This is a genomic window from Actinomycetota bacterium (assembly GCA_040905475.1).
Taxonomy (GTDB): Bacteria; Actinomycetota; AC-67; order AC-67; family AC-67; genus DATFGK01.
Map to the genome: position 1 here is coordinate 1 of JBBDRM010000128.1, position 21,819 is coordinate 21,819.

The following is a 21,819-nucleotide window of genomic DNA, read 5'->3' on the forward strand; positions in this document are numbered from 1 at the left end:
CTAGCTGAACCAGAATCAGCCGGGCTGCCGGGTTACCCCACGCCCCAAGGGACCGTCGCATGGTAGCCAACGCCCCAGGGGCGAGCAACCATTTCGCGGGCGTTCGCGCTGCTAGGAGCCACCGCGAGCGCGCTGGAGAGCTTTCCTTATCCGTTCCAGGCAGCGGTCTTTTCCGAGTAACTCCATCGACTCGAACAGCGGCGGAGAGACGGTCGAGCCGGTCACGGCCGCCCGGACGATCTGGAAGGCGTCCTTCGGCTTTACCTCGAGTCCGCTCGCGGTCTCCTCGATGGCTGCTCGCGTCGCCGATGCCTCCCACGCGTCCTGCTTCTCCAGCTGGGTCGCGACTCCGTCGAGCACGTCGGTGTTCTTGGGGATCAGATACCGCTCGGCCTTCTCGTCGGGCTCCGTATCGTGGAACAGGAACCGGAGTTGCAACGCTTCCGTGAGCGTCTGCATGCGCTCTTGGATGAGCGGGACCGCGCGCCGGACGAGCCCGCGTTCCTCGACGGTCTGCGGATCCGACAGGATCCCGTCCCCGACAAGGAAGGGCTCGATCCGCGCGGCGAGCTCTTCGACCGGCAGCGCCCGGATCTTCTCGCCGTTCAGCGCAGTCAGCTTCTGGATGTCGAACGCGGCGGGGTTGTGCGACACGGCCTCGAGCGAAAACAGGTTGATCAGCTCATCGAGCGTGAAACGTTCGGTCAGTCCATCGCCGGCCGACCAGCCGAGCAGCGCAAGGTAGTTGACTAGCGCTTCGGGGAGGTAGCCGTGCTCGCGGTACCACGCGAGCGAGGTCTCGCCGTGCCGCTTCGAGAGCGGCTGGCGGTTCGCGCCGACGATCAGCGGCAGATGCGCGAACCGCGGCCACGACGACCGGCCGAGTGCCCGGTAGATCAGGATCTGCTTGGGCGTCGCCGATATCAGGTCCGCACCTCGGATGATGTGGGTGACGTCCATGGCGAGGTCGTCGGTGGCGGCCGCGAGGACGTACAGCGGTGAGCCGTCCGAACGCGTGAGCGCGAAGTCCTCGATGTCCGCGTGGGCGGTACGGATCTCGCCCAGCACGATGTCCTCGAAGACCGACTCCTGTTCCTCTTCCGGGACCTTGAACCGGTAGATCCAGGGACGGCCCTCGGCGTCGTGCGAGCCGGCGTCGAGGTCGGACAACGTCCGGCACGGGTCTCGACGCGGCGGCGGAAGGCCCTTGGCTCGCGCTTCGTCGTTGCGCGCTTTCCGTTCCTCGGTGGTGCAATAGCAGCGGAACGCGTGACCGCCGACGAGCAATGCGTCGGCCGAATGGCGGTAGCGCTCCATGCGCTCCGACTGACGGTAGGGCGCGTACGGACCGCCGACGTCGAGGCCCTCGTCCCACTGAAGCCCGAGCCAGCGCAGCTCGTCCAGGACTTTGTCGATGTACTCGTCGGAAACGCGCGAGCGGTCCGTGTCCTCGATCCGGAGGATGAACGCGCCGCCGTGGTGACGCGCGAACAGCCAGTTGAACAGCGCGGTGCGCGCGTTGCCGACGTGGAGCGATCCGCTGGGCGCCGGCGCGAACCGAACTCGGACCTTGGGCGAGGGTGTGGTCATGACCGCCGCATCCTAGCGGGCCGGGTCGTATGGCTCTCGCGGACCGTCTGACGTGTCTGACGTGTCTGACGCGTCGGGAGGAAGGTAGGGGAGGGCGTCAGGCGGCGACGATCGAATTGCTGAGCACGCCGATGCCCGAGATCTCGACCTCGATGTTGTCGCCCGGCTCCATCGGGCCGACGCCCGACGGCGTCCCCGTCATGATCACATCGCCCGGCAGCAGCGTCATCACCCCGGAGATGTACGACACCAGCCCGGGCGGGTCGAAGATCAGGTTCTTGGTGTTCGAGTTCTGACGCGGCTCGCCGTTGAGCCGCACCTCGAGGTCCAGCAATGATGCGTCCGCGTCCGTCTCGATCCAGGGGCCGAGCGGCGCGAACGTGTCGTAGCCCTTCCCGCGAGTCCACTGGCCGTCCTTGATCTGGAGGTCCCGCGCGGTCACGTCGTTCGCGACCGTGTAGCCGAGGATCGCCTCCACCGCCGCCGCGCGATCGGCGCGGCGAACGAGCCCGCCGATGACGATCGCCAGCTCACCTTCGTAGTCGAGCCGCTCGCACTCCGCCGGCTTGCGGATCGCGTCGCCCGTCCCGATCACCGCGGTCCCCGGCTTCAAGAACATCAGCGGCTCCGGCGGAAGCTCAACGCCCATCTCTTCGGCATGGTCGCGGTAGTTGAGGCCGATGGCGACGATCTTCGACGGAAGCGTCGGAGCGAGGAGCCGGCAGTCGGCCAACGGAACACGCTTGCCGGTGAAGCGCATCTCACCGACGGGAGGACCGTCGATCTCTGCGGCCTGGTCACCCTCGATCACCACGAAGGAGATGCCGCCGCCGTACGAGACGCGCGCGATCTTCACTCGTCGTGATCGGCGTGCGTCAGGCCGAACGTGATCGAGTCGGTCAGTGCCTGCCAGGAAGCTTCGATGATGTTCGGGGAGACGCCGATCGTCGACCACTCCTTGGTGCCGTCGGTCGACTCCAGCAGCACCCGCGTGACGGCGCCGGTCCCACGCTTCTCGTCGAGGATCCTCACCTTGTAGTCCGTCAGCCCGATCGACTCGAGCGCGGGATAGAACTTCGCCAGCGCCAGTCGCAGCGCCCGGTCCAAAGCATTGACCGGACCGTTCCCTTCGGCCGTTGCGATGTGCCGCTCGCCGCGAGCCCAGAGCTTCACCGTCGCCTCGGTGGAAACCTCGCCGGTCTCGCGCTTCTCCATGAGCACGCGGAACGACTCGAGGCGGAAGAACTCTCGTTCCATGCCGGCGTGCCGCCGCATGAGCAGCTCCAAAGAAGCGTCGGCGGCCTCGAAGTGGTACCCGACGTGCTCGAGATCCTTCACCGACTCGAGGATGCGCGTGGCGAGGTTCTTGTCGGACTCCAGGTCGACACCCAGCTCCTTGCCCTTCAGCACGATCGTCGAGCGCCCGGCGAGCTCGGACACCAGCAGACGCGCGGCGTTGCCGACCAGCGCCGGATCGACGTGCTCGTACGCCCCTTGCATCTTCGCGAGGCCGCTCGTGTGCAGACCGGCCTTGGTCGCGAAGGCAGACGAGCCAACGTACGCCTGGTGCGCGTCGGGCGTGACGTTGCAGATCTCGGCGACCGCGTGCGACGCGGCGGTGAGCGAGCGGAGCTGCTCGTCGGTGACCACGTCGCGTCCGAGCTTGATCTTGAGGTTGGCGATGATCGAGATGATGTTGGCGTTCCCGCAGCGCTCGCCGATCCCGTTCACGGTCCCCTGGACGTGAGACGCGCCGAGCTCGACCGCGAGCAGCGAGTTGGCGACCGCGCACTCGACGTCGTTGTGGAAGTGCACGCCGACCGGAACCGACAGCTGCTCGAGCACATCCCGTAGCGTGATCGACACGTCGATCGGAAGCGTCCCGCCGTTGGTGTCGCAGAGCACGACCGTGTCGGCGCCGGCATCGGCGGCCGCCTTGAGGACCGAGACCGCGTACGCCGGGTCGTGCCGGTAGCCGTCGAAGAAGTGCTCGGCGTCGTAGAACACCTCGAGGCCTTGCGATTTCAGGAACGCGATCGTGTCGGCGACCATCCGGATGTTCTCGTCCAGGGTGGTGCGCAGCGCGTGCTCGACTTGGAGCGCGCTGGCCTTTCCGACGATGCAGGCGACGGGCGCTTCGCTGTCGACGAGCTCGCGAACTTGAGCATCGTTCGACGCGTCGCCGCCGGCGCGCCGCGTCGCGCCGAAGCACGCGAGCTTCGCGTTTCGCAGGCGCAGCTCGGGCGCGCGGCGGAAGAACTCCATGTCCTTGGGGTTCGAGCCCGGCCAGCCGCCCTCGATGTAGTGGATGCCGAGGGCGTCCAGCCAGCCGGCGATCTTGAGCCGGTCCTCGACGGTCAGCGAGATGCCTTCGCGTTGGGCTCCGTCGCGAAGGGTGGTGTCGTACAGGGTCACACTCATGGTCTCGGGGAAGTCATCGGCCGGAAGCGCAGGCTAGTTGACGTATTCGAGCCAGTCCGCGTACTTCTCGACCTCGCCCTTGGCGACCGCGAAGAAGACCTCTTGGATCTTCTTGGTGACCGGGCCCGGATCGCCGATCTCGCGCTCGTCCACCGAGCGGATCGGGACGATCTCGGCGGCGGTGCCGGTGAAGAAAGCCTCGTCGGCCAGATAGAGGTCGGTCCGGTTGAGATCGACCTCCTCGGTCTTCCATCCGAGGTCCGCGGCGATCTTGATCACCGAGTCGCGCGTGATCCCGCCGAGCGGTCCCGACGCGAGCGGCGGCGTCAGCAGCGTCTCGTCGCGCACGATGAAGACGTTCTCGCCCGAGCCGTCGGCGATGTGGCCTTGCGTGTTGAGCAGGATCGCCTCGTCGTAGCCGGACTTGATCGCCTCGACCTTCGCGAGCGAGGAGTTGATGTACTGCCCGGCAGCCTTGCCGGCCGGCGGAATCGTGTTCCAGTCGTTCCGCCGGAACGACGACACCTTGGCGCGGACGCCGTGCTCGACGCCTTCCTCACCCAGGTACGTGCCCCACGGCCACACCGCGATCGACACCCGCGTCGGTGACGGCAGCGGGTTGAGGCCCATCTCGCCGTACCCGAGGTAGACGAGCGGCCGGATGTAACACGACTCCACCTTGTTCGCGCGAACGGTTTCCTTGGTGGCGTCGGCGATCTGCTCGACCGAGTACGGGATGTCCATGAGGTAGATCTTGGCCGAGCGGAAAAGCCGGCGCGTGTGATCGGTGAGACGGAAGATCGCCGGGCCGCGCTTCGTCTCGTACGCGCGGATCCCCTCGAACACTCCCCAGCCGTAGTGCAGCGTCGGCGTCAGGATGTGGACGGTGGCCTCGTTCCACGGCACGAGCTTGCCGTCCATCCAGATCTTGTCGGTACTCGTGATCGGCATCGCAACCCCCTGCTGGCTACGTACGCAGTGCCTCGACGACCATGTCACCGACCTGCTGGGTCGTGTAGCCCATCGCCTCGCCGGCCATACCTTTGCCTTCCTTGGCGAGCCGCCCGAGCGTCGCCACGGCGGCCTTTTCGACCTTCGCAGCGGCCTCGGCCTCGCCGAGGTGCTCGAGCATAAGAGCTACCGACAGGATACAAGCGATCGGGTTCGCCCACCCTTTACCTGCGATATCGGGCGCAGAACCGTGGACCGGCTCGAACAGGCTCGGGCCGGTGCGGGCCGGATTGAGGTTCCCCGAGGCCGCGAGGCCCATCCCTCCGGCGATCGCGGCGCCGAGGTCGGTGAGGATGTCGCCGAACAGGTTGTCCGTCACGACGACGTCGAAGCGCTCGGGCTGGGTCACGAAGTAGAGGCAGGCCGCGTCGACGTGCACGTAGTCGCGCTCGACGCCCGGGTACCCGGAGCCGACCTCCTCGAAGGTCCGCATCCAGAGATCCCCGGCGTGGGTCAGCACGTTGGTCTTGTGCACCAAGGTGAGCTTGCTGCGGGGCCGGGCCTGGGCGCGGTCGTACGCGTACCGGATCACGCGTTCGACGCCCTTTCGGGTGTTGATCGACTCCTGCGTCGCGAGCTCGGCTGCGCTCCCCTTGTCGGTGACGCTGCCGGCCCCGGTGTAGAGGCCTTCGGTGTTCTCGCGGACGACGATCATATCGATGTCGTCGGAACCCTTACCGGCGAGCGGCGTCGGCACGCCGGGATAGAGCTTCACGGGCCGGAGGTTCACGTAGAGGTCCAGATCGAAGCGAAGCTTCAGCAGCAGGCCGCGCTCGAGCACGCCGGGCGGGACGCGCGGATCCCCGACCGCCCCGAGGAGTGCCGCCTCCATGACACGCAACTCTTCGAGCACGTCGGGAGGCAGCACCTCGCCGGTGTCGAGGTAGCGCTCGGCGCCGAGATCGAAGACTGTCCTCTGGGTCGAGATGCCGGTCGCGTCGAGGACCTTCAACGCCTCCGTCACGACCTCGGGCCCGATCCCATCTCCGGGGATGACGCCGACGCGATATGCCATCAGGGCGTGAAGTTCATGCCGGAAAGGACGCGCATGGCGAGATCGCGGTCGCCGGTGACGCGCAGACGCCCGATCTTTTCGGCCTCCTCCGGCGTCAAGCGCCCGGTCCCGAGACGGAGGAACGCCTCCCCGTCCATCGAAACGCGCACGGTGGGATCGGCGGGGATCTGCTCGAGCTTCGTTCCGCGGCCGCCGGTTACGCCGTACGCGAACGTCTCGCCCGGCGGGCCGACCTCGAAGACGACCGTCTGGCCCTCCGACGCGTGCGCCCTCTTCACGAGCACGAAACCGAGCGTCCCCGCGATCTGCTCGAAGACGAGCCGCGCGACGCCTCCGTTCATGTGGCCGGGCTTGCCGGTCGCGGCGCGGATGTCCTGCTCGTGCGTGAACACGTCGAGGATGCGGATGCGGATGATCTGGTTCCGCGGCGCCTTCCCCAGAACGCCCTGGCCCTCTTGGATCCACTCTTCGTCGCTCCAGGAAGCGATCACCTTGCCCCGCTCACCCGTCACGTCGCGGTACTCGTCGAGCAGCTCAGCCGGCGACATCGAACGTCGCGCCTCGAGGTCGCCCTCATTGAGCTCGCCGAGCTCGTTCTTGACGTGCGGCGCCTTCCGCGGACCTTCCGAAGGCTGTGGCCGTCCGAGCGCACGCGACTCGAGTGAGGCCACATGCGCGAGTTGATCCTTGACGGTCCAGCCCGGGCAGGCGGTTGGGAGATCCCACTCATCGGGCCCGAGCTGCGAGCAGAGCTCTTCCATCGAAGACCACGCTTGCTCCATCAACTCGCCGATGCGCTTGCTCATGACGATCTCCTTGTTCCGAAGACCGTGATTCTAAGTCAGCGAGCCGAGGAGCAGCGTGGACTTCGTGCCCCTGCGGGACCCCCCAGTGCTAGGAGCGTCCCCCGCTGGAGCGAGCCCGGCTGGCCGCCGGGCGGCTCGTGGCGGAGCGGGCCGTGCGACGGGGACGCGTCTTCGCACGCGTGGTACGGGTCCTCACCCCGGCTCCCGCTTTCTTCGTCCGCGAAGTCGCCCGGCGGGTCACCCGTTCGCCGCGCTGCTCGGCGACTTCCACGGCGCGCACGGCGCGCTTGCGGATCTCGCCGAGAGAGCTCGACACGTCATCCAGCGCGGCTTTTATCCTCTCGACCGCAGCATCGATGGTCCCCACCGCGGCATATGCGACTTCCTTGGTCTGCACGGCCATGATCGCTCCCTCCTCTTTCAGGATGCCCCTATAGACCTCCCCGTCCACGACTCATCGAAACTCGCTCTTGACGTACGATCGTACGTGATAACATACGTTCCGATGGCCCAAATAAGCGAGCTCACGCAGCCGGACAACGACGCTCCCGCGGTCGTGGGGAGGCGCGTGCGGGCGATCCGGGAGGCGCGCGGCTTGTCCCTGCGCGATCTGGCGCAGCGCAGCGGCGTGAGCGCCCCCATGCTGTCACAGGTCGAGCGCGGTGAGACCTCCCCGACGATCGCGATCGCCCAGCGGATCGCCTACGGGCTCGACCTGTCGCTATCGACCTTGCTCCGGCTGGACGAGGAGCGGCACGTGGCCATCGTCCGGAGAGCCGACCGTCGCACGGAGCGGCGGGACGGACATCGCGTGGCGGAACTGACGCCGTCGCTCCCCGGAGAGCGCGCCTCGGTCACGCTTCACTCGCTTCGGCCCGGCGGGCGGACCGGCGGCCCCGACGACCGGCCGCTGCACGCACCCGGGAGCCGCGAGACCGTCGTCGCGCTGGCGGGGCGCCTCGTGCTCCACATCGACGGCGAGAAGTACAGCCTCGCCGAGGGGGACGCCGTGACGTTCGACGCCGATCTCCCCCACCACTTCGAGAACAAAGGCACCCGAGAGGTACGGTTCATGGCTGTGGTCACCTCGGGGCTGCGGGCGACCTGACGGGAGCGACGATGCCGAGCACGATGTTCGACAAGATCTGGAAGGCGCACGAGGTCCGTCCCGACCTGATCTACATCGACCTCCACCTCGTGCACGAGGTCACCTCGCCGCAAGCGTTCGACGGTCTGCGCCTGACCGGCCGCGGCGTGCGCCGTCCGGACAAGACACTCGCGACGGCCGACCACAACGTCCCGACCGACGGCACCGCGGTTACGCGGATGATCTCCGACGTCCTGTCACGCAAGCAGGTCGAGACGCTCGAGCAGAACTGCGCCGAGTTCGGCATCCCCGTGTACTCCATGGGATCCGATCGCCAGGGCATCGTGCACGTGATCGGCCCGGAGCTGGGCGTCACCCAGCCCGCCACGACGATCGTCTGCGGCGACTCACACACCTCGACGCACGGCGCCCTCGGCGCCCTCGCCTTCGGGATCGGCACGAGCGAGGTCGAGCACGTGCTCGCGACCCAGACGCTCGTCCAGCGCAAGCCCAAGAGCATGCGGATCTGGTATTCGGGCGAGCTCGGCTTCGGCGTCACGGCGAAGGACGTCATCCTCGCGACCATCGGCAAGCTCGGGACGAGCGGCTGCGTCGGCTACGCCGTCGAGTACGCCGGCCCGGTGATCGAGCGCCTTTCGATCGAGAACCGACTCACCGTCTGCAATATGACGATCGAGGGCGGCGGCCGCGCCGGCATGGTCGCCCCCGACGAGACGACCTTCGCGTACCTCGAGGGAAGGCCGGCCGTCCCGTCGGGCGCCGCGTGGGAGCAAGCGCTCGACCGCTGGCGCGCGCTCCCGACCGAAGACGGTGCGGCGTTCGACCGCGAGGTGAAGATCGACGGCTCCGCGATCGCACCGATGGTCACCTGGGGGACGACGCCGGGCATGGTCGTCGACGTCACCGGACGGGTCCCGTCCCCCGACGACTTCGCAGAGCCGTCCGATAAGGAGACCGCAGAGCGGGCGCTGACCTATATGGGCCTCGAGGCCGGCACGCCGATCACCGACGTGCCGCTCGACCGCGTCTTCATCGGCTCATGCACCAATTCGCGGATCGAGGACCTCCGCCGTGCCGCCGCGATCGTCGACGGCCGGCGCGTAGCGGAAACGGTGCGCGCGATGGTCGTGCCGGGCTCCGCGCAGGTGAAGCTCCAGGCCGAGTCAGAGGGGCTCGATCGCGTCTTCGAGACCGCCGGCTTCGAGTGGCGGTCGGCCGGATGCTCGATGTGCCTGGGGATGAACCCCGACATCCTCGCGCCCCAGGAGCGCTGCGCCTCGACCTCGAACCGCAACTTCGAGGGCCGCCAGGGCGCCGGCGGCCGGACGCATCTGGTCTCACCCGAGATGGCGGCGGCGGCGGCGATCGAGGGACACTTCGTGGACATCAGGAGCTGGAGGTAGCCATGGGGGACCTCGATAGAGGCGCGGTCGACAAGCTGCTCACCACCACGCGCGCGGTTCGCAAGCGGCGCGACCTCGCCCGCCCGGTCGAGCCCGAGGTGATCGGCGAATGCCTCGAGATCGCGATGCAGGCGCCGACCGGCTCCAACATCCAGGCATGGCGATGGGTGGTCGTGACCGACGCGGACAAGAGGGCGGCGGTTGCGGAGCTGTACCGGAAGGCGATGGACCCTTACCACAAGATCATGGAGGGACTCGCCTCAGCGACCGAAGACGGCAAGAAGGTCTTCGGCTCCTCGAACTATCTCGCAGAAGTGCTGCACCGCGTTCCGGTGCATCTGATCCCGTGCCACCTCGGCACGCCGGACACCTTCAAGCAGATGCTCGCCGGAGGCGGGTACCCGTTCGAGGTGTCCGACAACCACGCCGCCTCGGGCTTCTACGGCTCGATCTGGCCGGCGGTGTGGAGCTTCATGCTCGCGGCGCGCTCGCGCGGGCTCGGCTCGGCGCTGACGACGATGCACCTCGCGCTCGAGCGCGAGGTCGGCGATCTGCTCGGCATCCCCGACACGGTCACGCAGGTCGGGCTCGTCCCGGTCGCCTACTACACCGGCGAGACGTTCAAGCCGGCGAAGCGCCGACCGTCGGAGAAGGTCACGTACTGGAACGGATGGAAGAGCTGATGGAGCCGGTCCGGCTCGTGAGCGGCAAGGTGTCGGTCCTCGACCGCGCCGACGTGGACACCGACCAGATCATCCCCAAGCAGTTCCTCAAGCGCATCGAGCGAACCGGCTACGGCGAGTTCCTCTTCTACGACTGGGTGAGAAGCGGCGAGGTGACGGTCGAGGCGAATCCGATCCTCGCGGCCGGGCGGAACTTCGGATGCGGATCGTCGCGCGAGCATGCCGTCTGGGCGATCCAGCAGTTCGGATTCGGCGCGGTGGTCGCGCCGTCGTTCGGCGACATCTTCTACGGCAACTGCACCAAGAACGGCTTGCTTCCAGTTCTCCTCCCAGAAGCCGACGTCCGCGCGCTCATGGCCGCCGGCGAGGCCACGATCGATCTGGCCGCGCAAACCGTGTCGTTCGCCGGTCGGTCGGTTCCGTTCGAGATCGACGCCGACATCAAGCACCGCCTCCTGAACGGCCTCGACGAGATCGGCCTCACGATGCAGTACGAAGCCGAGATCAGCGCGTTCGAGCGCGACCGTTTGCCGGCCGGGCCGGTGACGACCGCCCTCTAAGCCGGCGTCGGTCCCCCGCTCCGGCGGATCGGCATCATCGTCGGCAAGGGATCGTTGATCAGGAAGTCGCGGATCAAGGCGTTCACGAGCTCGGGTTTCTCCATCGGGAGCACATGAGAAGCGCCGGGCATGATCCCGAGCTGCGCGTTCGGGATGCCGCGATAGATCTCTGCGCTGTGTTCGATCATGACCATGTCGTCGTCGCCTGCGAGCACAAGGGTCGGAGCCGTGATCCCCGCGAGCTCTGCTGAATCGAGTACGGTTTCGGTCGTCGCCATCGCCGTCTCCTTCGCCAGCAACACCGCCCAGTGCGCCTCGCCGTCGGGCGACATCACGGCGTGCGCGTTGCGGAACGGCGCCAGACCCGGATCATCCGGCGGCGTGGCCGCGAAACCTTGATTGATCTCTTCCGGCACGCCGTCGGGCCGGATATTGGATCCGATCGTGACGAGCTTGGTCACGAGATCCGGACGACGAGCGGCCACGGCGAGCCCGATGTTCCCGCCGTCGCTCCAGCCGACGAGCGACGCGGGCCTTTTCACGACATGCTCGAGGAAGGCGACCGCGTCCTCGACCATCAACGCATAGGAGAAGGGACCGGGGTCGGACGAGCGGCCGTGAGCCCGGCGATCATAGAGGTGAACCGTGAAATGCTGGGCGAGGGCGGGCGCGTGATACTCCCATTCGGCGCTGGAGCTGAGCCCGCCGTGGAGCAATACCAGCGGGGGTCCCGACCCGAAGGACTCGTGCCAGGTCTTGACGCCGTTGACGTCGTCGTAGCTCCCGGAGAAACCGATCTGCGATGTCGTCACCATGACCTCCCAGTGGCCGGGGCGGGGCCGCATGCCGGATGCGCCTCGGGGTGCTCTATCCTGAGCGTCGATGTCATCCCTCGCAATAGTAACCAAGGTCGATCACGTCTTCGTCCCGGTCGCCGATCCCGCTCCCCTGTTCGAGCTGTTCACCGGCCCACTCGGGCTGCCGGTCGCGTGGGCCGATCACGACTACGGGATGTTCCGAAGCTCGGGCGTCTGCCTCGGCAACGCCAATATCGAGTTCGTCTCCGGCGACCCGAAGGTGATGTCGTTCTTCGCCCCGACCGAGCCGCTCACGGTCCGCGGGATCGCGTTCGAGCCGGCCGAGCCGGATCGCGTGGTCTCGTCGCTCGACGAGCGGAAGCTGCGTCACACGCCGCCCTTCCCTTTCCAGGAGCCGGGCGTCGAGACGCCTCTTTGGACGAACGTGTTCCTCGCCGGGATGGTCGGCGACGCCGCCGTGGCGTTCTTCTGCGACTACCACGAAGAGATAAGTCTCCGGGGGGACGCGGCACGGGAGGCTCTCCACGAGTGCGGGGGCGGAACGCTCGGCGTCCGCGGACTGTCGGAGATCACGCTAGGCGTCTCGAGTATCGAGACGGCCGAGGAGCGATGGCGCCGGCTCCTGGCGCCGCTGGAGCCCGACGATCACGGAGCGTTCCGCTTCGAGGACGGCCCCGCCGTGCGTCTGCGGAAGTCCCCGATCGACGGGGTCGTTGGGATGTGGCTGGAGGTCGAATCCTTGGACCGAGCCCGCGAGGCGTTGCTGGAACGAGACCTGCTGGGTCCGACCCGGGCGTCGGGCGTCGGGCTCGACTACGCGCGCACCGGGGGCCTGGACGTCTGGCTGGCCGGGCCCCGCTAGGGCTCGCACCCGACCCCGGCCGGGCGGCCGGCACCTTCGCCAGGTCGCGGACCCGTCCCGCCGTCGTCTCCGAAGCGAGTGATCAGCCGGGCGGACGGCGGTCCGCCCAGGGCTGCGCGGCTTCGAGTTGTGCCGCGATCCTGATCAGTTCGTCCTCACGCCCGTAAGCAGCGACGAGCTGGACGCCGATCGGCAGCCCCGCGTCGTTCCAGTGCAACGGTAGCGAGATCGCCGGCTGGCCGGTGGAGTTCCAGGGCGGCGTGAACGGCACGAGCGACGCGCCGCGCAGCCCGGCGCCGAGCGGGTTCTCCGGCGTCGCGACGAACTCGCCGAGGCGCGGCGGCGGCTCGGCGAGCGTCGGCGTCAGCAACAGGTCGAAGCCGGCGTCGAACCAGGCGGCGATCCGGCGTCGGTAGCCGGCGATCCACTCGATGCTTGCGAGCAGCTGGGGTGCGGTGATCGCCCGGCCCATCTCCGCGAGCGTCCAGGTATTGAGCTCAACGTCGTCGGGGCCGATCTCGCTGCCGGTTCGCGCACTCCAACGATGGAGCAGCGCAGCGGCGTCGGCCCCGGTGACGGCGCCGAAGTGCACGATGTGCTCGAGCTCGTCGAGCGCCGGGGGGTGGGCCTCCTCGACGTGATGTCCGAGGCGTTCCAGCAGGCGCGCGGCGTCCTCGGCGGCCGCGACGCAGTCGGCGTGCACCGCCGTCGCGCCGCCGGGAGCTTTCACCATGAGGCCGACGCGCAGCCGGCCGAGATCTTCCTGCAGCTCCGCTACGTACGGGCGCAACGGTGGAGGGGGCCCCGGCGGGTCGCCCGGCATGCGTCCTCGCAACACGTCGAGCACCGCGGCCGAATCGCGGACAGAGCGCGTCAACACGTGCTCGCCCGAGAAACCGGCCATCCCCTCGCCCATCCGCGGCCCGGCCGAGACCCGTCCGCGCGACGGCTTCAGCCCAACCAGGCCACACGCGCTCGCGGGTATCCGGATGGAGCCGCCGCCGTCGGTGGCGTGACCCAACGCGACCATCCCACTTGCGACGGCGGCGGCGGACCCACCGGAAGAGCCGCCGGTCGAATGGGCCGTGTTCCAGGGGTTACGGGTCGGGCCGTAGGCCTCGGGCTCGGTCGTCGGCATGAGGCCGAGCTCGGGCGTGTTCGTCCGGCCGACGAAGACGAACCCGGCGGCGCGCAGCTTCGCGGCCGTGTACGAGTCTTCGCGTTCGGTCCAGCCGAGATCGCGCAGGAGCCGCATCCCGCAGTGGTACGGATCGCCGGCCGTCGTGCAGACGAGATCCTTCACGACCATCGGCACGCCGCGGAACGAGCCGCGCGGCGGATCCTTCGCCTCCCGGAGCGCGCGCTCGAACCGCGGATGGATGACGGCGTTGAATGTTTGGTTCGTCGCCTCAACGCGCGCGATCGCGGCGGCGACGAGCTCGGCAGGGGTGATCTCGCCCCGCGCGACGAGCTCGGCCTGCGCAGTCGCGTCGAGCCATAGCAACTCGTCCTCTGACACGCTCGCAGGATACTGCGACGCTGGTCAGCCCGAGGAGTACAGGAGGTCGATGCCGCGCGACAGCCTCAGACGGCTCGTGGTGATGTGACCAGTCTCTACGTCGATGGTAAACCGCGTTGATCCAACGGGGTGCCACGCCGTACTCGCGGCACACGGGTCGGGCAGCGGCGACGCCTCACAGGGCCTGACCTTCACGACCGAGACTCGCCCGGGATCGAGCCATAGGCCACCGATGTATCCACGTGCGAGTATCCGCTGCGTCCCCCGCTCGAGGTCGAAAAGGTAGAGTCGCGCGTTTCCTGTGGCATCGTCGACGATGATGAATCGTCCATCCGGTGATACTGCGGGTCGAACGGTGCCTCGCTCGATGGCCAGGTCGCCGGTTCCGGTTTCGAGATCGAGAACATGCCAAGGGCCCTCGCCCTCCGGCCCGGTTTCGAGGTCGCGGTAAATCACATCCCCCGTCGGCACCCATCGAGCCAAGGTCCCGAACGTCCTCGGTGCAACCAGCCGGCCGTCCGGGTCCATGACCCTGATCGCAGGTCGGGCGCCGGCATGTCCCGTTGCAACGAGGAGATAGCGGCCGTCCGGTGACCAAGAGATCCGGTCTTCTCTATGCTCGTCGCCTGGTCCGTTACCGTGCCACGGTCCGAGGTCGGCGATCTTTCTGGCGTCATCCCCGGTCCGCACGATGACCACCGCTCTGTTCTTTCTGAAGGTGATATACGCGAGAGTTCGTCCGTCCGGGGTCCAATCGTGAGAATGAAATTGCTCGTATGGAAAGAGCTCACGTATCCGGGCGGTATCGAGAGTCAACTCGCAGATGGCGTCACGTGTTCCGGCCCCGATAATCTCGAACGAGACCGCCTCAGGGGAACGGAATCTCACCTCGCTGAAGCTGATCCCTCTCGTCGAGTCGAGGACGCGCGTTACCTGATCCGTGGAGGTCGAGTAGATACCCAACGACCGACTATTGGTCGAGATGTAGACCGCGCCGACCGCGGAACCGATCCGAGCCGACTGGAATGTGGGCGGGTCGTTACGGATCTGCAACTTGCCGCATTCGCCTTGCACGGCGACCGGAGACTGCGCGGGCGAGGGCACCGTTGTCCGCGTATCGGTGGGTTCGGGCTTGGGTTCCGAGGACTCACGCGCCGGGCATGCGGCGAGTACGATCAGGAGAATCACGCTTGCCGACCCACTCATACGAACGCGTAGCCGCGCCATCAAGGCTCCTTTCGCCCTTCTACTCTAGTGATGGCGAACTCGGCCGCTGCTATGCAACGTCCTATCGGACATGTCCATCTGGGTAGGCCCCGATCATTCCCTGGAACAGGATCAGCGCGTCGGGGGCCCCGGCCGACCGAGCGCGAGCTAAAAGACGCGCTGGAACCAGAAGAGCCCGAGCGCGGCTCCGGCCAGCAGCAGGAGCGCGGCGATGCCCGCGGCCATCGCGGTGATCTCCTGCCGCTCCGGCTCGGTGCCGAGCGCGGAGCTGAGGTTCGTGTAGACGTCGCGCAATCCCTCCGCGTCGATCGAGCGGAAGTAGGTGGCGCCGGTGGTCTCGGCGATGTCCTGGAGCTGGGTCTCGTCGAGGTCGACCGGCACCTGCTCGCCGCCGAGGTCGAGCGTAGCCCCTTGCGTGCCCAGCCCCACCGTGAACACCCGCACGCCCATCTGCCGGGCGCGCTCGGCGGCTTCCTGCGGCTCGCGGCCCCGGTTCGAGTGGCCGTCGGATAGCAGAAGCACCGACGCCGGCGCCTGCTTCCCGTCCTTCGACACCTGACGCGAGATCTCGTCGAGCGCCACCCACAGCCCGTCGCCGATCGCCGTCCCGGCCAGCGGACGCAAGCTTTGGATGGCGGCCTCGGTCTGAGCCCGGTTCCGGGTGAGCGGCGACGCGAGGAACGAGATCTCACTGAACGCGGCGACGCCGACCCGGAGCTGCTCTGGGGCGACGCGGCCGAAGTCGATCGCCGCGGACTTCGCCGCCGTGATCCGGTCGGGCGCGATGTCGGTGGCGGCCATCGACAAGCTGACGTCGATCACGAGCATCACGCCGGCCTGCTCTCGTGGCACGGCGCGCTCGAGCGTCGGCCGCGCGAGCGCGCCGATCAGGAAGATCATCGCCAGCAGCAGGAACACGGGCGGCGCATGCCTGCGCCAGCCCGGACGCTTCGGCGCAACAGTCGTCAGCAGCTCGAGGTTGGTGAACCGCACCGTGTACGCGCGCCGCCTTCGCAACAGCAGGATGTACCCGGCGATCAGCGCAGGGATCGCGAGGAGGAACCAGAGGTTGCCGCCGGCCAGGAACTTCAACGGCGTCTCCGGCGTCGGCGCTCCAGAAAGCGCAGCAGATCGGCCAGCCAGTCGCGGTCGGTCGAGACGACGAGATGCGAGGCGCCGGTCGCGGCGATCTCCTGCGCGATGCGCGCGCGCTGCGCGACGGCGGCCTCGACGAACGCCTCGCGAACCTTGGCCCGGGTCGTGTCGAGCTCGAACTGGCGACCGGTCTCCGGATCCTCGAGGACGAGGATGCCGACGTCGGGCAGCGCGTCCTCACGCGGATCGCGGATCTCGGCGACGATGACCTCGTGGCGCGTCGTCAGGCGGCGCAGCGGCATCGCCCAGTCCCCCGCGTCGATGAAGTCGGACACGACGACGATCAGCGATCGCCGTCGAGCGATCCGGTCCGCTTCCTCGAGCGCGAGATCCATCCGGCTGCGCGACCGCTCCTCGGGCATCGTCTCGCCGACGGCATGGAGCAGGCGCAAGGCGGCGCGGCGGCCTGAAGACATGCGCACCGTTCGCAGGCGCTTATCGGCGAACAGCAAGCCGCCGAGCCGGTCGCCTCGGCGAAGGACGAGAACCGACAGCGCGGCGATCAGCTCGCGCAGCAGCCCCTCCTTCGTCCGCCCGGCGGTGCCGAAAGCCATGGAGGCCGACCGGTCCGCTACGACGAGCGCGCTCGTTTCCCGGTCGGCCTCATAGACGCGCACGTGCGGGTGGCCGGTGCGCGCGGTCACGTTCCAGTCGATCGCCCGGACGTCGTCGCCGGGCACGTACTCGCGGATGTCGGCGAGCTCGACGCCCTCGCCCAGCCGCAGGCTGCGGTGCTGGCCAGGACCGACGCCGTCCAGCCGCCGGGCGATCCACAGCGTCGCCTTGCGCAACGCGCGGTCGGCGGCCGGCAGATCGGTGACGGGAAGGGCGACGGTCGGCATCCGCTCAGGCTCCCTCGGCCCGCTCGATCAGATCGAGATTGGGTAGCGGCAGCACCTCGCGGACCCGGCCGATGATGTCGTCGGTCGAGACGTCCTCGGCGAGCGCGCGGTACGACGGGATGATGCGATGGCGGAGCACGTCGCCGATCAGCCCGTCCATGTCGGACGGCAGCACGTAGTCGCGGCCGTGGATCACCGCCATCGCGCGCGAGGCGAGGACCAGGTTGATCGAGCCGCGCGGGCTCGCGCCGTACTCGATGTACGGACCGACCTCGCCGACGCCGAAGTCCTGCGGCCGCCGAGTCGCGGTCACGAACGTCACCGCGTACTCGCGGAGCCGGTGGTCGACGAACACCGTGTCCACGAGCGACTGGATCCCCGCCAGCGCGGCCGAACCCAGCACGCGTCGCGGCGGCTCCGGCGGCCGAGCGACGCGATCGACGACCTCGAGCTCCTCGCCGTAGTCCGGATAGCTGACGAGAACCTTGAGCATGAACCGGTCCATCTGCGCTTCGGGAAGCGGATACGTGCCTTCCGCCTCGATCGGGTTCTGCGTCGCCAGCGTGAGGAACGGCAGCGGAACCTCGTACGTCGTGCCGCCGATCGTCACGGTCTGCTCCTGCATCACCTCGAGCAGCGCCGACTGCACCTTGGCCGGCGCGCGGTTGATCTCGTCGGCGAGGAGGAAGTTCGCGAAGACCGGGCCGAGCTCGACCCGGAACTTGCCGGTCTTCGGGTCGAGGACGCGCGTTCCGATCAGGTCGGCCGGGACGAGGTCGGGCGTGAACTGGATCCGCCGGAAGGTGCCGCCGAACACCGCGGCCACCGTACGCACGGTCAGGGTCTTCGCCAGACCCGGCACCCCTTCGAGAAGCACGTGCCCGCGCGCGAGCAATGCTGCCATGACCCGTTCGAGCATCGGGTCCTGCCCGACGATCCACCGCTTGATCTCGAAGCGCGCGCGCTCGAGCAGCTCCGCAGCTTCCTCGACCGTGGCCGGCGCTTCGTCCACCGGGGGCCCGAACTCCATCTCTTCGTTCATCGTTTCCTCCTGGCTAGACCCTGTTCGCGATCGCCGCGAGCACGCGGCGCACGATCTCGATCGGCACGGCGAACCCGATGCCCACCGAGCCCTGGATCGGGCTCTCGATCGCGGTGTTGATCCCGACGACCTCGCCGAAAGCGTTGATCAATGGCCCGCCGGAGTTCCCCGGGTTGATGGCGGCGTCGGTCTGGATCAGCCCCTCGACCCGTGGGATCTCGCCGTCGCCGGGGAAGGTGCGGTTGAGCGCGGAGATCACGCCGGTCGTCAAAGTGCCGCGCAGCGCGAACGGCGCGCCGATCGCGGCGACCGGCTCCCCGACCTGCAGCGAGGCGGCGTCACCGAGCTGAGCGACCGGGAGGCCCGCCGGCGCATCGAGGATCTGAACGACGGCGAGGTCCTGGCTGGGTTGCCGGCCGAGCACGATGCCGTCGTATTCGCTCCCGTCGGCGAGGATAACTTTCACCTCGTTCTCGGGAACGACGTGGTTGTTGGTGATGATCGTCCCTGCGGCGTCGGTGATGACGCCACTGCCGAGCGCTTTGCCGCGACGACCTTGGTCGGTGCTGAGCAGGACGACGGCGGGGGCGACTTGCGTGTAGATGCCGGTGAAGTCGGGGCCGCCCGGCGCAGGGCTCCCGGTCGTGGTGGGGGCGGTGGGAAGGGCGATGCCGTCGTCGGGATCCTTCGTGGCTTGATCGCCGGAGCCGGCGAGCCGACCGCCGAGAAGTCCCGCAGCGAGCGACAACACCACCAGCGCTACGGGCGCGATGATCCGCAGCCGCGCGCGTTCGGTTGGTGCGGGATCGGGGGGTAGCTCGAGCGGCGGGATGATCCGCGTTCCCTCGGGGACCGCCGGGCCGGGGCCTCTGCGCACCCACGCGGCTGCGTCGGGTCCCGCCTCGTCGTCTCGCTGCTCGTGCGCCCAACCGGGGCGATGTTCCGGCGGCGCCTCTTCCTTCCCCCGGCGAAACTTCATGCCCGAGATACGACCAGCACGACGTGAGAGGTTCATGAGAGCACCATTTCGATGTGAGCCGTACGGGCCGGACGTACGTAAACGTAACAGGAGCGAAGACGTGATGGGGAGGCTACATGACGAAGATCCAGCGGTACCTCGCGGAGGAGGTCGCGGTCGATCACGCGGACGGCATCATCACCCGCCGCGAAGCGTTGCGAAGGCTTGGTCTGCTCGGATTGACCCTCACGGCCGCGTCCGCGCTGCTCGCGGCGTGCGCGAAGGACGAATCGCCCGGCGCGACCGCGACCTCCCCGACACCGACGGCCGGGACGTCCACTCCACCGACGCCGGCGGCAACCGGGGCGGTCCCGACCCAAGAGATCACGTTCTCCGGTCCCGGCGGGCGCACGCTCATGGGCGCCTGGGCCGCGGCAGCGCAGCCGAAAGGCGGCGTCCTCGTCATCCACGAGAACCGCGGGCTCACCGACCACATCCGCTCGGTGGCCGGCCGTTTCGCCGGGGCCGGCTACTCCGCGCTGGCGCTCGACCTGCTTTCGGAGGAGGGCGGAACCGCGAGCCTGGGAGGCGATGGTGAGGCCACGGCCGCATTGAATGCCGCGCCCGAGTCGCGGTTCGTCGCGGACATGAAAGCGGCCCTCACGGAGCTGGGAAAGCGCGTGCCGGGAGGCAAGCTCGCGCAGATCGGATTCTGTTTCGGCGGCGGGATGACGTGGCTGATGCTGCACTCGGGTGAGAAGCGGCTCGCGGCGGCGGCGCCCTTCTATGGAACAACGCCCGATAACCCGGACTTCTCCGACGCCGAAGCCGCGGTGCTCGGCGTGTACGCGGCGCAGGACAGCCGCGTCAACGCGACGATGGGTGAAGCGCGTCAGGCGCTGGAACAAGCGGGGCTCACGCATGAGATCAAGACCTATCCGGGCGTCGATCACGCGTTCTTCAACGACACCGGCGCTCGCTACAACCAGACGCAGGCCCGTCGGGCATTCCAGGATGTGCTCGCGTGGTTCGCGAAGTACCTCGGCTAGGTCGCCGCATTGACACTGGGCTCTCAGCGCACGCTCAGGCGGATGCGATCTGATAAACCTCGGTCCGGCGAACGAGGAGGAGCCGAGATGAGTGATCTATTCACGCGTCGCCGGATGCTCCAGCTCGGACTCGCAGTGCCGGCGGCGCTGTTGGTCGCGTGCAGCAGCGACGGCGAACCCGTGGCACAGACCACTCCCACGGCCACGGATCCGAACAGCACGCCCGCGACGACGGCCCCAACGACCCTGACCCCGACACCGTCCTGCGACGACGGCGACGATGCGACCCCGGCTCAGACGGAAGGTCCGTACTTCACGCCGAACTCGCCCGAGCGCTCGTCGCTCCTCGGATCTGGCGTGAGTGGCACGCATCTCCTGCTCACCGGCGCCGTTGTGGCAACCGATTGCAGGCCGGTCGCGCAGGCGCTCGTCGACTTCTGGCAGGCCGACGACTCCGGCGCGTACGACAACAGCGGGTACAAGCTTCGCGGACATCAATTCACCGACGCGCAAGGCCGCTATTCGCTCACGACGATCATGCCCGGCATCTATCCCGGTCGCACCCGCCACATCCACGTGAAGGTTCAGGCGCCGGGAGAGTCGATCCTCACGACCCAGCTCTACTTCCCCGGCCAGGCCGGGAACGCGAGCGACGGCATCTACCGCAAGGAATGCGAGATGGATATCGCCGACGCCGCGAACGGAAAGGCCGGCACTTTCACCTTCGTCCTCGACGTCTAGCACTCGGTTTGGTTGCGGCGAGGCCGCTCACTATCCTTTCCGCGTGCCCGACGACCTCGCACGACTCGACGCGCTCTCGCAAGCAGATCTCGTCCGCCGGAAAGAGCTCACCCCGCTCGAACTCGTCGACGCGGCGATCGCACGCATCGAGAAGCTCGACCCCGAGATAAACGCGGTCATCCACCGCCGCTTCGAGCGCGCGCGCGAGGAGGCCGCCGGGCCGTTGCCCGACGGCCTGTTCCGCGGTGTCCCCACCCTGGTGAAGGACCTGTGGAGCCATACCGCGGGCGACCCCTTCCACAAAGGGATGCGGTTCCTCAAGGAGCTGGGCTGGACCGAGCAGCACGACACCGAGCACGCCTCCCGCATGCGTCGTGCCGGCTTCGTGCTCGTCGGTCGAACCAACACGCCCGAGCTTGGGCTCCAGCCGACCACCGAGCCCGAGGCGTACGGGCCGACGCGCAACCCGTGGGACCTCTCACGCTCGACCGGAGGTTCTTCGGGCGGAGCGGCGGCCGCGGTCGCAGCCGGCCTCGTGCCTCTCGCCCAGGCGACCGACGGCGGCGGGTCGATCCGCATCCCGGCGAGCGAGTGCGGTCTGCTCGGCCTGAAGCCGAGCCGCGGTCGGGTCACATGTGGGCCGTTCGCCGGCGAGTACACGCAAGGCTTCTCGGTCGAGCTGTGCGTCTCGCGGAGCGTGCGTGACACGGCCGCCTACCTCGACGCGCTCGAAGGCCCGGGCGTCGGAGACCCGTACGTCGCTCCCCCACCCGCGCGCCCCTACGTCGAGGAGGTCGGCGCGGAGCCGGGCCGTCTCCGGATCGGCCTGCTGACGAGCGACCCACGAGGTGTAGCGACCATCCACCCCGACTGCGTCGGCGCGGCCGTCGACACCGCGCGCTTGCTCGAGTCTTTCGGCCATTCGATCGAGGAGTCGTTCCCGCAGGCGCTGGCGAGCCCGGAGGTCGCGAGCGGCGTCGTGACGTTCTTCGCGACGTCGGTCGCCGCG

22 protein-coding genes are annotated in these 21,819 nt (G+C 68.3%); 8 read left to right on the top strand and 14 right to left on the bottom strand.

Going from position 1 to position 21,819, the window contains the following annotated elements:
* Positions 1-111 precede the first annotated feature (111 nt).
* The 7 genes from gltX to WEB06_15230 form a co-directional block, all read right to left on the bottom strand.
* On the bottom strand, positions 112-1,590 hold the full coding sequence (gene gltX, locus WEB06_15200) for a glutamate--tRNA ligase (protein ID MEX2556957.1): 1,479 nt from the start codon (positions 1,588-1,590) through the stop codon (positions 112-114).
* A 97-nt stretch (positions 1,591-1,687) separates the two neighbouring features.
* Positions 1,688-2,446 (bottom strand): fumarylacetoacetate hydrolase family protein, encoded by a 759-nt coding sequence (locus WEB06_15205; protein ID MEX2556958.1) that lies wholly within the window; start codon positions 2,444-2,446, stop codon positions 1,688-1,690.
* Positions 2,443-4,011 carry a citramalate synthase gene (gene cimA, locus WEB06_15210; GenBank protein MEX2556959.1) on the bottom strand — a complete coding sequence of 523 codons (1,569 nt, stop codon included), beginning with the start codon at positions 4,009-4,011 and terminating at the stop codon, positions 2,443-2,445. The genes WEB06_15205 and cimA overlap by 4 nt, the downstream gene beginning before the upstream one ends.
* 33 nt (positions 4,012-4,044) lie before the next feature.
* Complete coding sequence (locus tag WEB06_15215; protein MEX2556960.1) at positions 4,045-4,962, bottom strand: branched-chain amino acid transaminase; 918 nt, start codon at positions 4,960-4,962, stop codon at positions 4,045-4,047.
* A gap of 16 nt (positions 4,963-4,978) precedes the next feature.
* Positions 4,979-6,037 (bottom strand): 3-isopropylmalate dehydrogenase, encoded by a 1,059-nt coding sequence (locus tag WEB06_15220; protein ID MEX2556961.1) that lies wholly within the window; start codon positions 6,035-6,037, stop codon positions 4,979-4,981.
* The gene (locus tag WEB06_15225) at positions 6,037-6,843 is read right to left on the bottom strand and encodes a maleylpyruvate isomerase family mycothiol-dependent enzyme (GenBank protein MEX2556962.1); all 807 of its coding nucleotides are present in this window, start codon (positions 6,841-6,843) and stop codon (positions 6,037-6,039) included. Before WEB06_15225 ends, WEB06_15220 begins: the two co-directional genes overlap by 1 nt.
* An 88-nt stretch (positions 6,844-6,931) precedes the next feature.
* Positions 6,932-7,246, bottom strand: coding sequence for a hypothetical protein (locus WEB06_15230; GenBank protein ID MEX2556963.1), 315 nt, complete (start codon positions 7,244-7,246; stop codon positions 6,932-6,934).
* 84 nt (positions 7,247-7,330) lie between these two features.
* Here WEB06_15230 and WEB06_15235 point away from each other — a divergent pair, with 84 nt between their 5' ends.
* The 4 genes from WEB06_15235 to leuD are packed head-to-tail and all read left to right on the top strand — an operon-like array spanning position 7,331 to position 10,597.
* Positions 7,331-7,951, top strand: coding sequence for an XRE family transcriptional regulator (locus tag WEB06_15235; protein MEX2556964.1), 621 nt, complete (start codon positions 7,331-7,333; stop codon positions 7,949-7,951).
* A gap of 11 nt (positions 7,952-7,962) precedes the next feature.
* On the top strand, positions 7,963-9,354 hold the full coding sequence (gene leuC, locus WEB06_15240) for a 3-isopropylmalate dehydratase large subunit (protein MEX2556965.1): 1,392 nt from the start codon (positions 7,963-7,965) through the stop codon (positions 9,352-9,354).
* Between the two features lie 2 nt (positions 9,355-9,356).
* Entirely contained in the window at positions 9,357-10,037 is a 681-nt protein-coding gene (locus tag WEB06_15245; GenBank protein ID MEX2556966.1) for a nitroreductase family protein, read from the top strand.
* The gene (gene leuD / locus WEB06_15250) at positions 10,025-10,597 is read left to right on the top strand and encodes a 3-isopropylmalate dehydratase small subunit (GenBank protein ID MEX2556967.1); all 573 of its coding nucleotides are present in this window, start codon (positions 10,025-10,027) and stop codon (positions 10,595-10,597) included. The genes WEB06_15245 and leuD overlap by 13 nt, the downstream gene beginning before the upstream one ends.
* Here the strand turns inward: leuD and WEB06_15255 are convergent.
* On the bottom strand, positions 10,594-11,442 hold the full coding sequence (locus tag WEB06_15255) for an alpha/beta hydrolase (GenBank protein MEX2556968.1): 849 nt from the start codon (positions 11,440-11,442) through the stop codon (positions 10,594-10,596). The genes leuD and WEB06_15255 overlap by 4 nt on opposite strands.
* A gap of 37 nt (positions 11,443-11,479) precedes the next feature.
* Here WEB06_15255 and WEB06_15260 point away from each other — a divergent pair, with 37 nt between their 5' ends.
* Positions 11,480-12,277 carry a hypothetical protein gene (locus tag WEB06_15260; GenBank protein MEX2556969.1) on the top strand — a complete coding sequence of 266 codons (798 nt, stop codon included), beginning with the start codon at positions 11,480-11,482 and terminating at the stop codon, positions 12,275-12,277.
* Positions 12,278-12,359: 82 nt separating this feature from the next.
* On the opposite strand, the gene WEB06_15265 is transcribed toward WEB06_15260, so the two are convergent.
* The 6 genes from WEB06_15265 to WEB06_15290 all read right to left on the bottom strand — a co-directional run bounded on the left by WEB06_15265 (position 12,360) and on the right by WEB06_15290 (position 19,041).
* Positions 12,360-13,796 (bottom strand): amidase, encoded by a 1,437-nt coding sequence (locus WEB06_15265; protein MEX2556970.1) that lies wholly within the window; start codon positions 13,794-13,796, stop codon positions 12,360-12,362.
* 24 nt (positions 13,797-13,820) lie between these two features.
* Complete coding sequence (locus WEB06_15270) at positions 13,821-14,759, bottom strand: hypothetical protein (GenBank protein ID MEX2556971.1); 939 nt, start codon at positions 14,757-14,759, stop codon at positions 13,821-13,823.
* A 411-nt stretch (positions 14,760-15,170) separates the two neighbouring features.
* Complete coding sequence (locus WEB06_15275) at positions 15,171-16,115, bottom strand: VWA domain-containing protein (GenBank protein ID MEX2556972.1); 945 nt, start codon at positions 16,113-16,115, stop codon at positions 15,171-15,173.
* Positions 16,112-17,020, bottom strand: a complete 909-nt coding sequence (locus WEB06_15280) for a DUF58 domain-containing protein (GenBank protein ID MEX2556973.1) — start codon at positions 17,018-17,020, stop codon at positions 16,112-16,114. The genes WEB06_15275 and WEB06_15280 overlap by 4 nt, the downstream gene beginning before the upstream one ends.
* A 4-nt stretch (positions 17,021-17,024) precedes the next feature.
* The gene (locus WEB06_15285; GenBank protein MEX2556974.1) at positions 17,025-18,062 is read right to left on the bottom strand and encodes an AAA family ATPase; all 1,038 of its coding nucleotides are present in this window, start codon (positions 18,060-18,062) and stop codon (positions 17,025-17,027) included.
* Between the two features lie 13 nt (positions 18,063-18,075).
* Positions 18,076-19,041: a trypsin-like peptidase domain-containing protein gene (locus WEB06_15290; GenBank protein ID MEX2556975.1), complete on the bottom strand. Its 966-nt coding sequence runs from the start codon at positions 19,039-19,041 to the stop codon at positions 18,076-18,078.
* A 116-nt stretch (positions 19,042-19,157) separates the two neighbouring features.
* On the opposite strand from WEB06_15290, the gene WEB06_15295 reads away from it, so the two are divergent.
* The 3 genes from WEB06_15295 to WEB06_15305 form a co-directional block, all read left to right on the top strand.
* Entirely contained in the window at positions 19,158-20,069 is a 912-nt protein-coding gene (locus WEB06_15295) for a dienelactone hydrolase family protein (GenBank protein ID MEX2556976.1), read from the top strand.
* 87 nt (positions 20,070-20,156) lie between these two features.
* On the top strand, positions 20,157-20,810 hold the full coding sequence (locus WEB06_15300; GenBank protein ID MEX2556977.1) for a dioxygenase: 654 nt from the start codon (positions 20,157-20,159) through the stop codon (positions 20,808-20,810).
* Positions 20,811-20,853: 43 nt separating this feature from the next.
* A partial coding sequence (locus tag WEB06_15305) for an amidase (GenBank protein MEX2556978.1) occupies positions 20,854-21,819 on the top strand: 966 nt, incomplete at its 3' end.

Bases quoted from the DNA above. Each gene is read 5' to 3' on its own strand.
- gltX (MEX2556957.1), bottom strand. From the start codon at position 1,590: ATGACCACACCCTCGCCCAAGGTCCGAGTTCGGTTCGCGCCGGCGCCC.
- cimA (MEX2556959.1), bottom strand. From the start codon at position 4,011: ATGAGTGTGACCCTGTACGACACCACCCTTCGCGACGGAGCCCAACGC.
- WEB06_15215 (MEX2556960.1), bottom strand. From the start codon at position 4,962: ATGCCGATCACGAGTACCGACAAGATCTGGATGGACGGCAAGCTCGTG.
- WEB06_15220 (MEX2556961.1), bottom strand. From the start codon at position 6,037: ATGGCATATCGCGTCGGCGTCATCCCCGGAGATGGGATCGGGCCCGAG.
- WEB06_15225 (MEX2556962.1), bottom strand. From the start codon at position 6,843: ATGAGCAAGCGCATCGGCGAGTTGATGGAGCAAGCGTGGTCTTCGATG.
- WEB06_15230 (MEX2556963.1), bottom strand. From the start codon at position 7,246: ATGGCCGTGCAGACCAAGGAAGTCGCATATGCCGCGGTGGGGACCATC.
- leuC (MEX2556965.1), top strand. From the start codon at position 7,963: ATGCCGAGCACGATGTTCGACAAGATCTGGAAGGCGCACGAGGTCCGT.
- WEB06_15245 (MEX2556966.1), top strand. From the start codon at position 9,357: ATGGGGGACCTCGATAGAGGCGCGGTCGACAAGCTGCTCACCACCACG.
- leuD (MEX2556967.1), top strand. From the start codon at position 10,025: ATGGAAGAGCTGATGGAGCCGGTCCGGCTCGTGAGCGGCAAGGTGTCG.
- WEB06_15255 (MEX2556968.1), bottom strand. From the start codon at position 11,442: ATGCGGCCCCGCCCCGGCCACTGGGAGGTCATGGTGACGACATCGCAG.
- WEB06_15260 (MEX2556969.1), top strand. From the start codon at position 11,480: ATGTCATCCCTCGCAATAGTAACCAAGGTCGATCACGTCTTCGTCCCG.
- WEB06_15280 (MEX2556973.1), bottom strand. From the start codon at position 17,020: ATGCCGACCGTCGCCCTTCCCGTCACCGATCTGCCGGCCGCCGACCGC.
- WEB06_15285 (MEX2556974.1), bottom strand. From the start codon at position 18,062: ATGAACGAAGAGATGGAGTTCGGGCCCCCGGTGGACGAAGCGCCGGCC.
- WEB06_15290 (MEX2556975.1), bottom strand. From the start codon at position 19,041: ATGAAGTTTCGCCGGGGGAAGGAAGAGGCGCCGCCGGAACATCGCCCC.
- WEB06_15295 (MEX2556976.1), top strand. From the start codon at position 19,158: ATGACGAAGATCCAGCGGTACCTCGCGGAGGAGGTCGCGGTCGATCAC.
- WEB06_15300 (MEX2556977.1), top strand. From the start codon at position 20,157: ATGAGTGATCTATTCACGCGTCGCCGGATGCTCCAGCTCGGACTCGCA.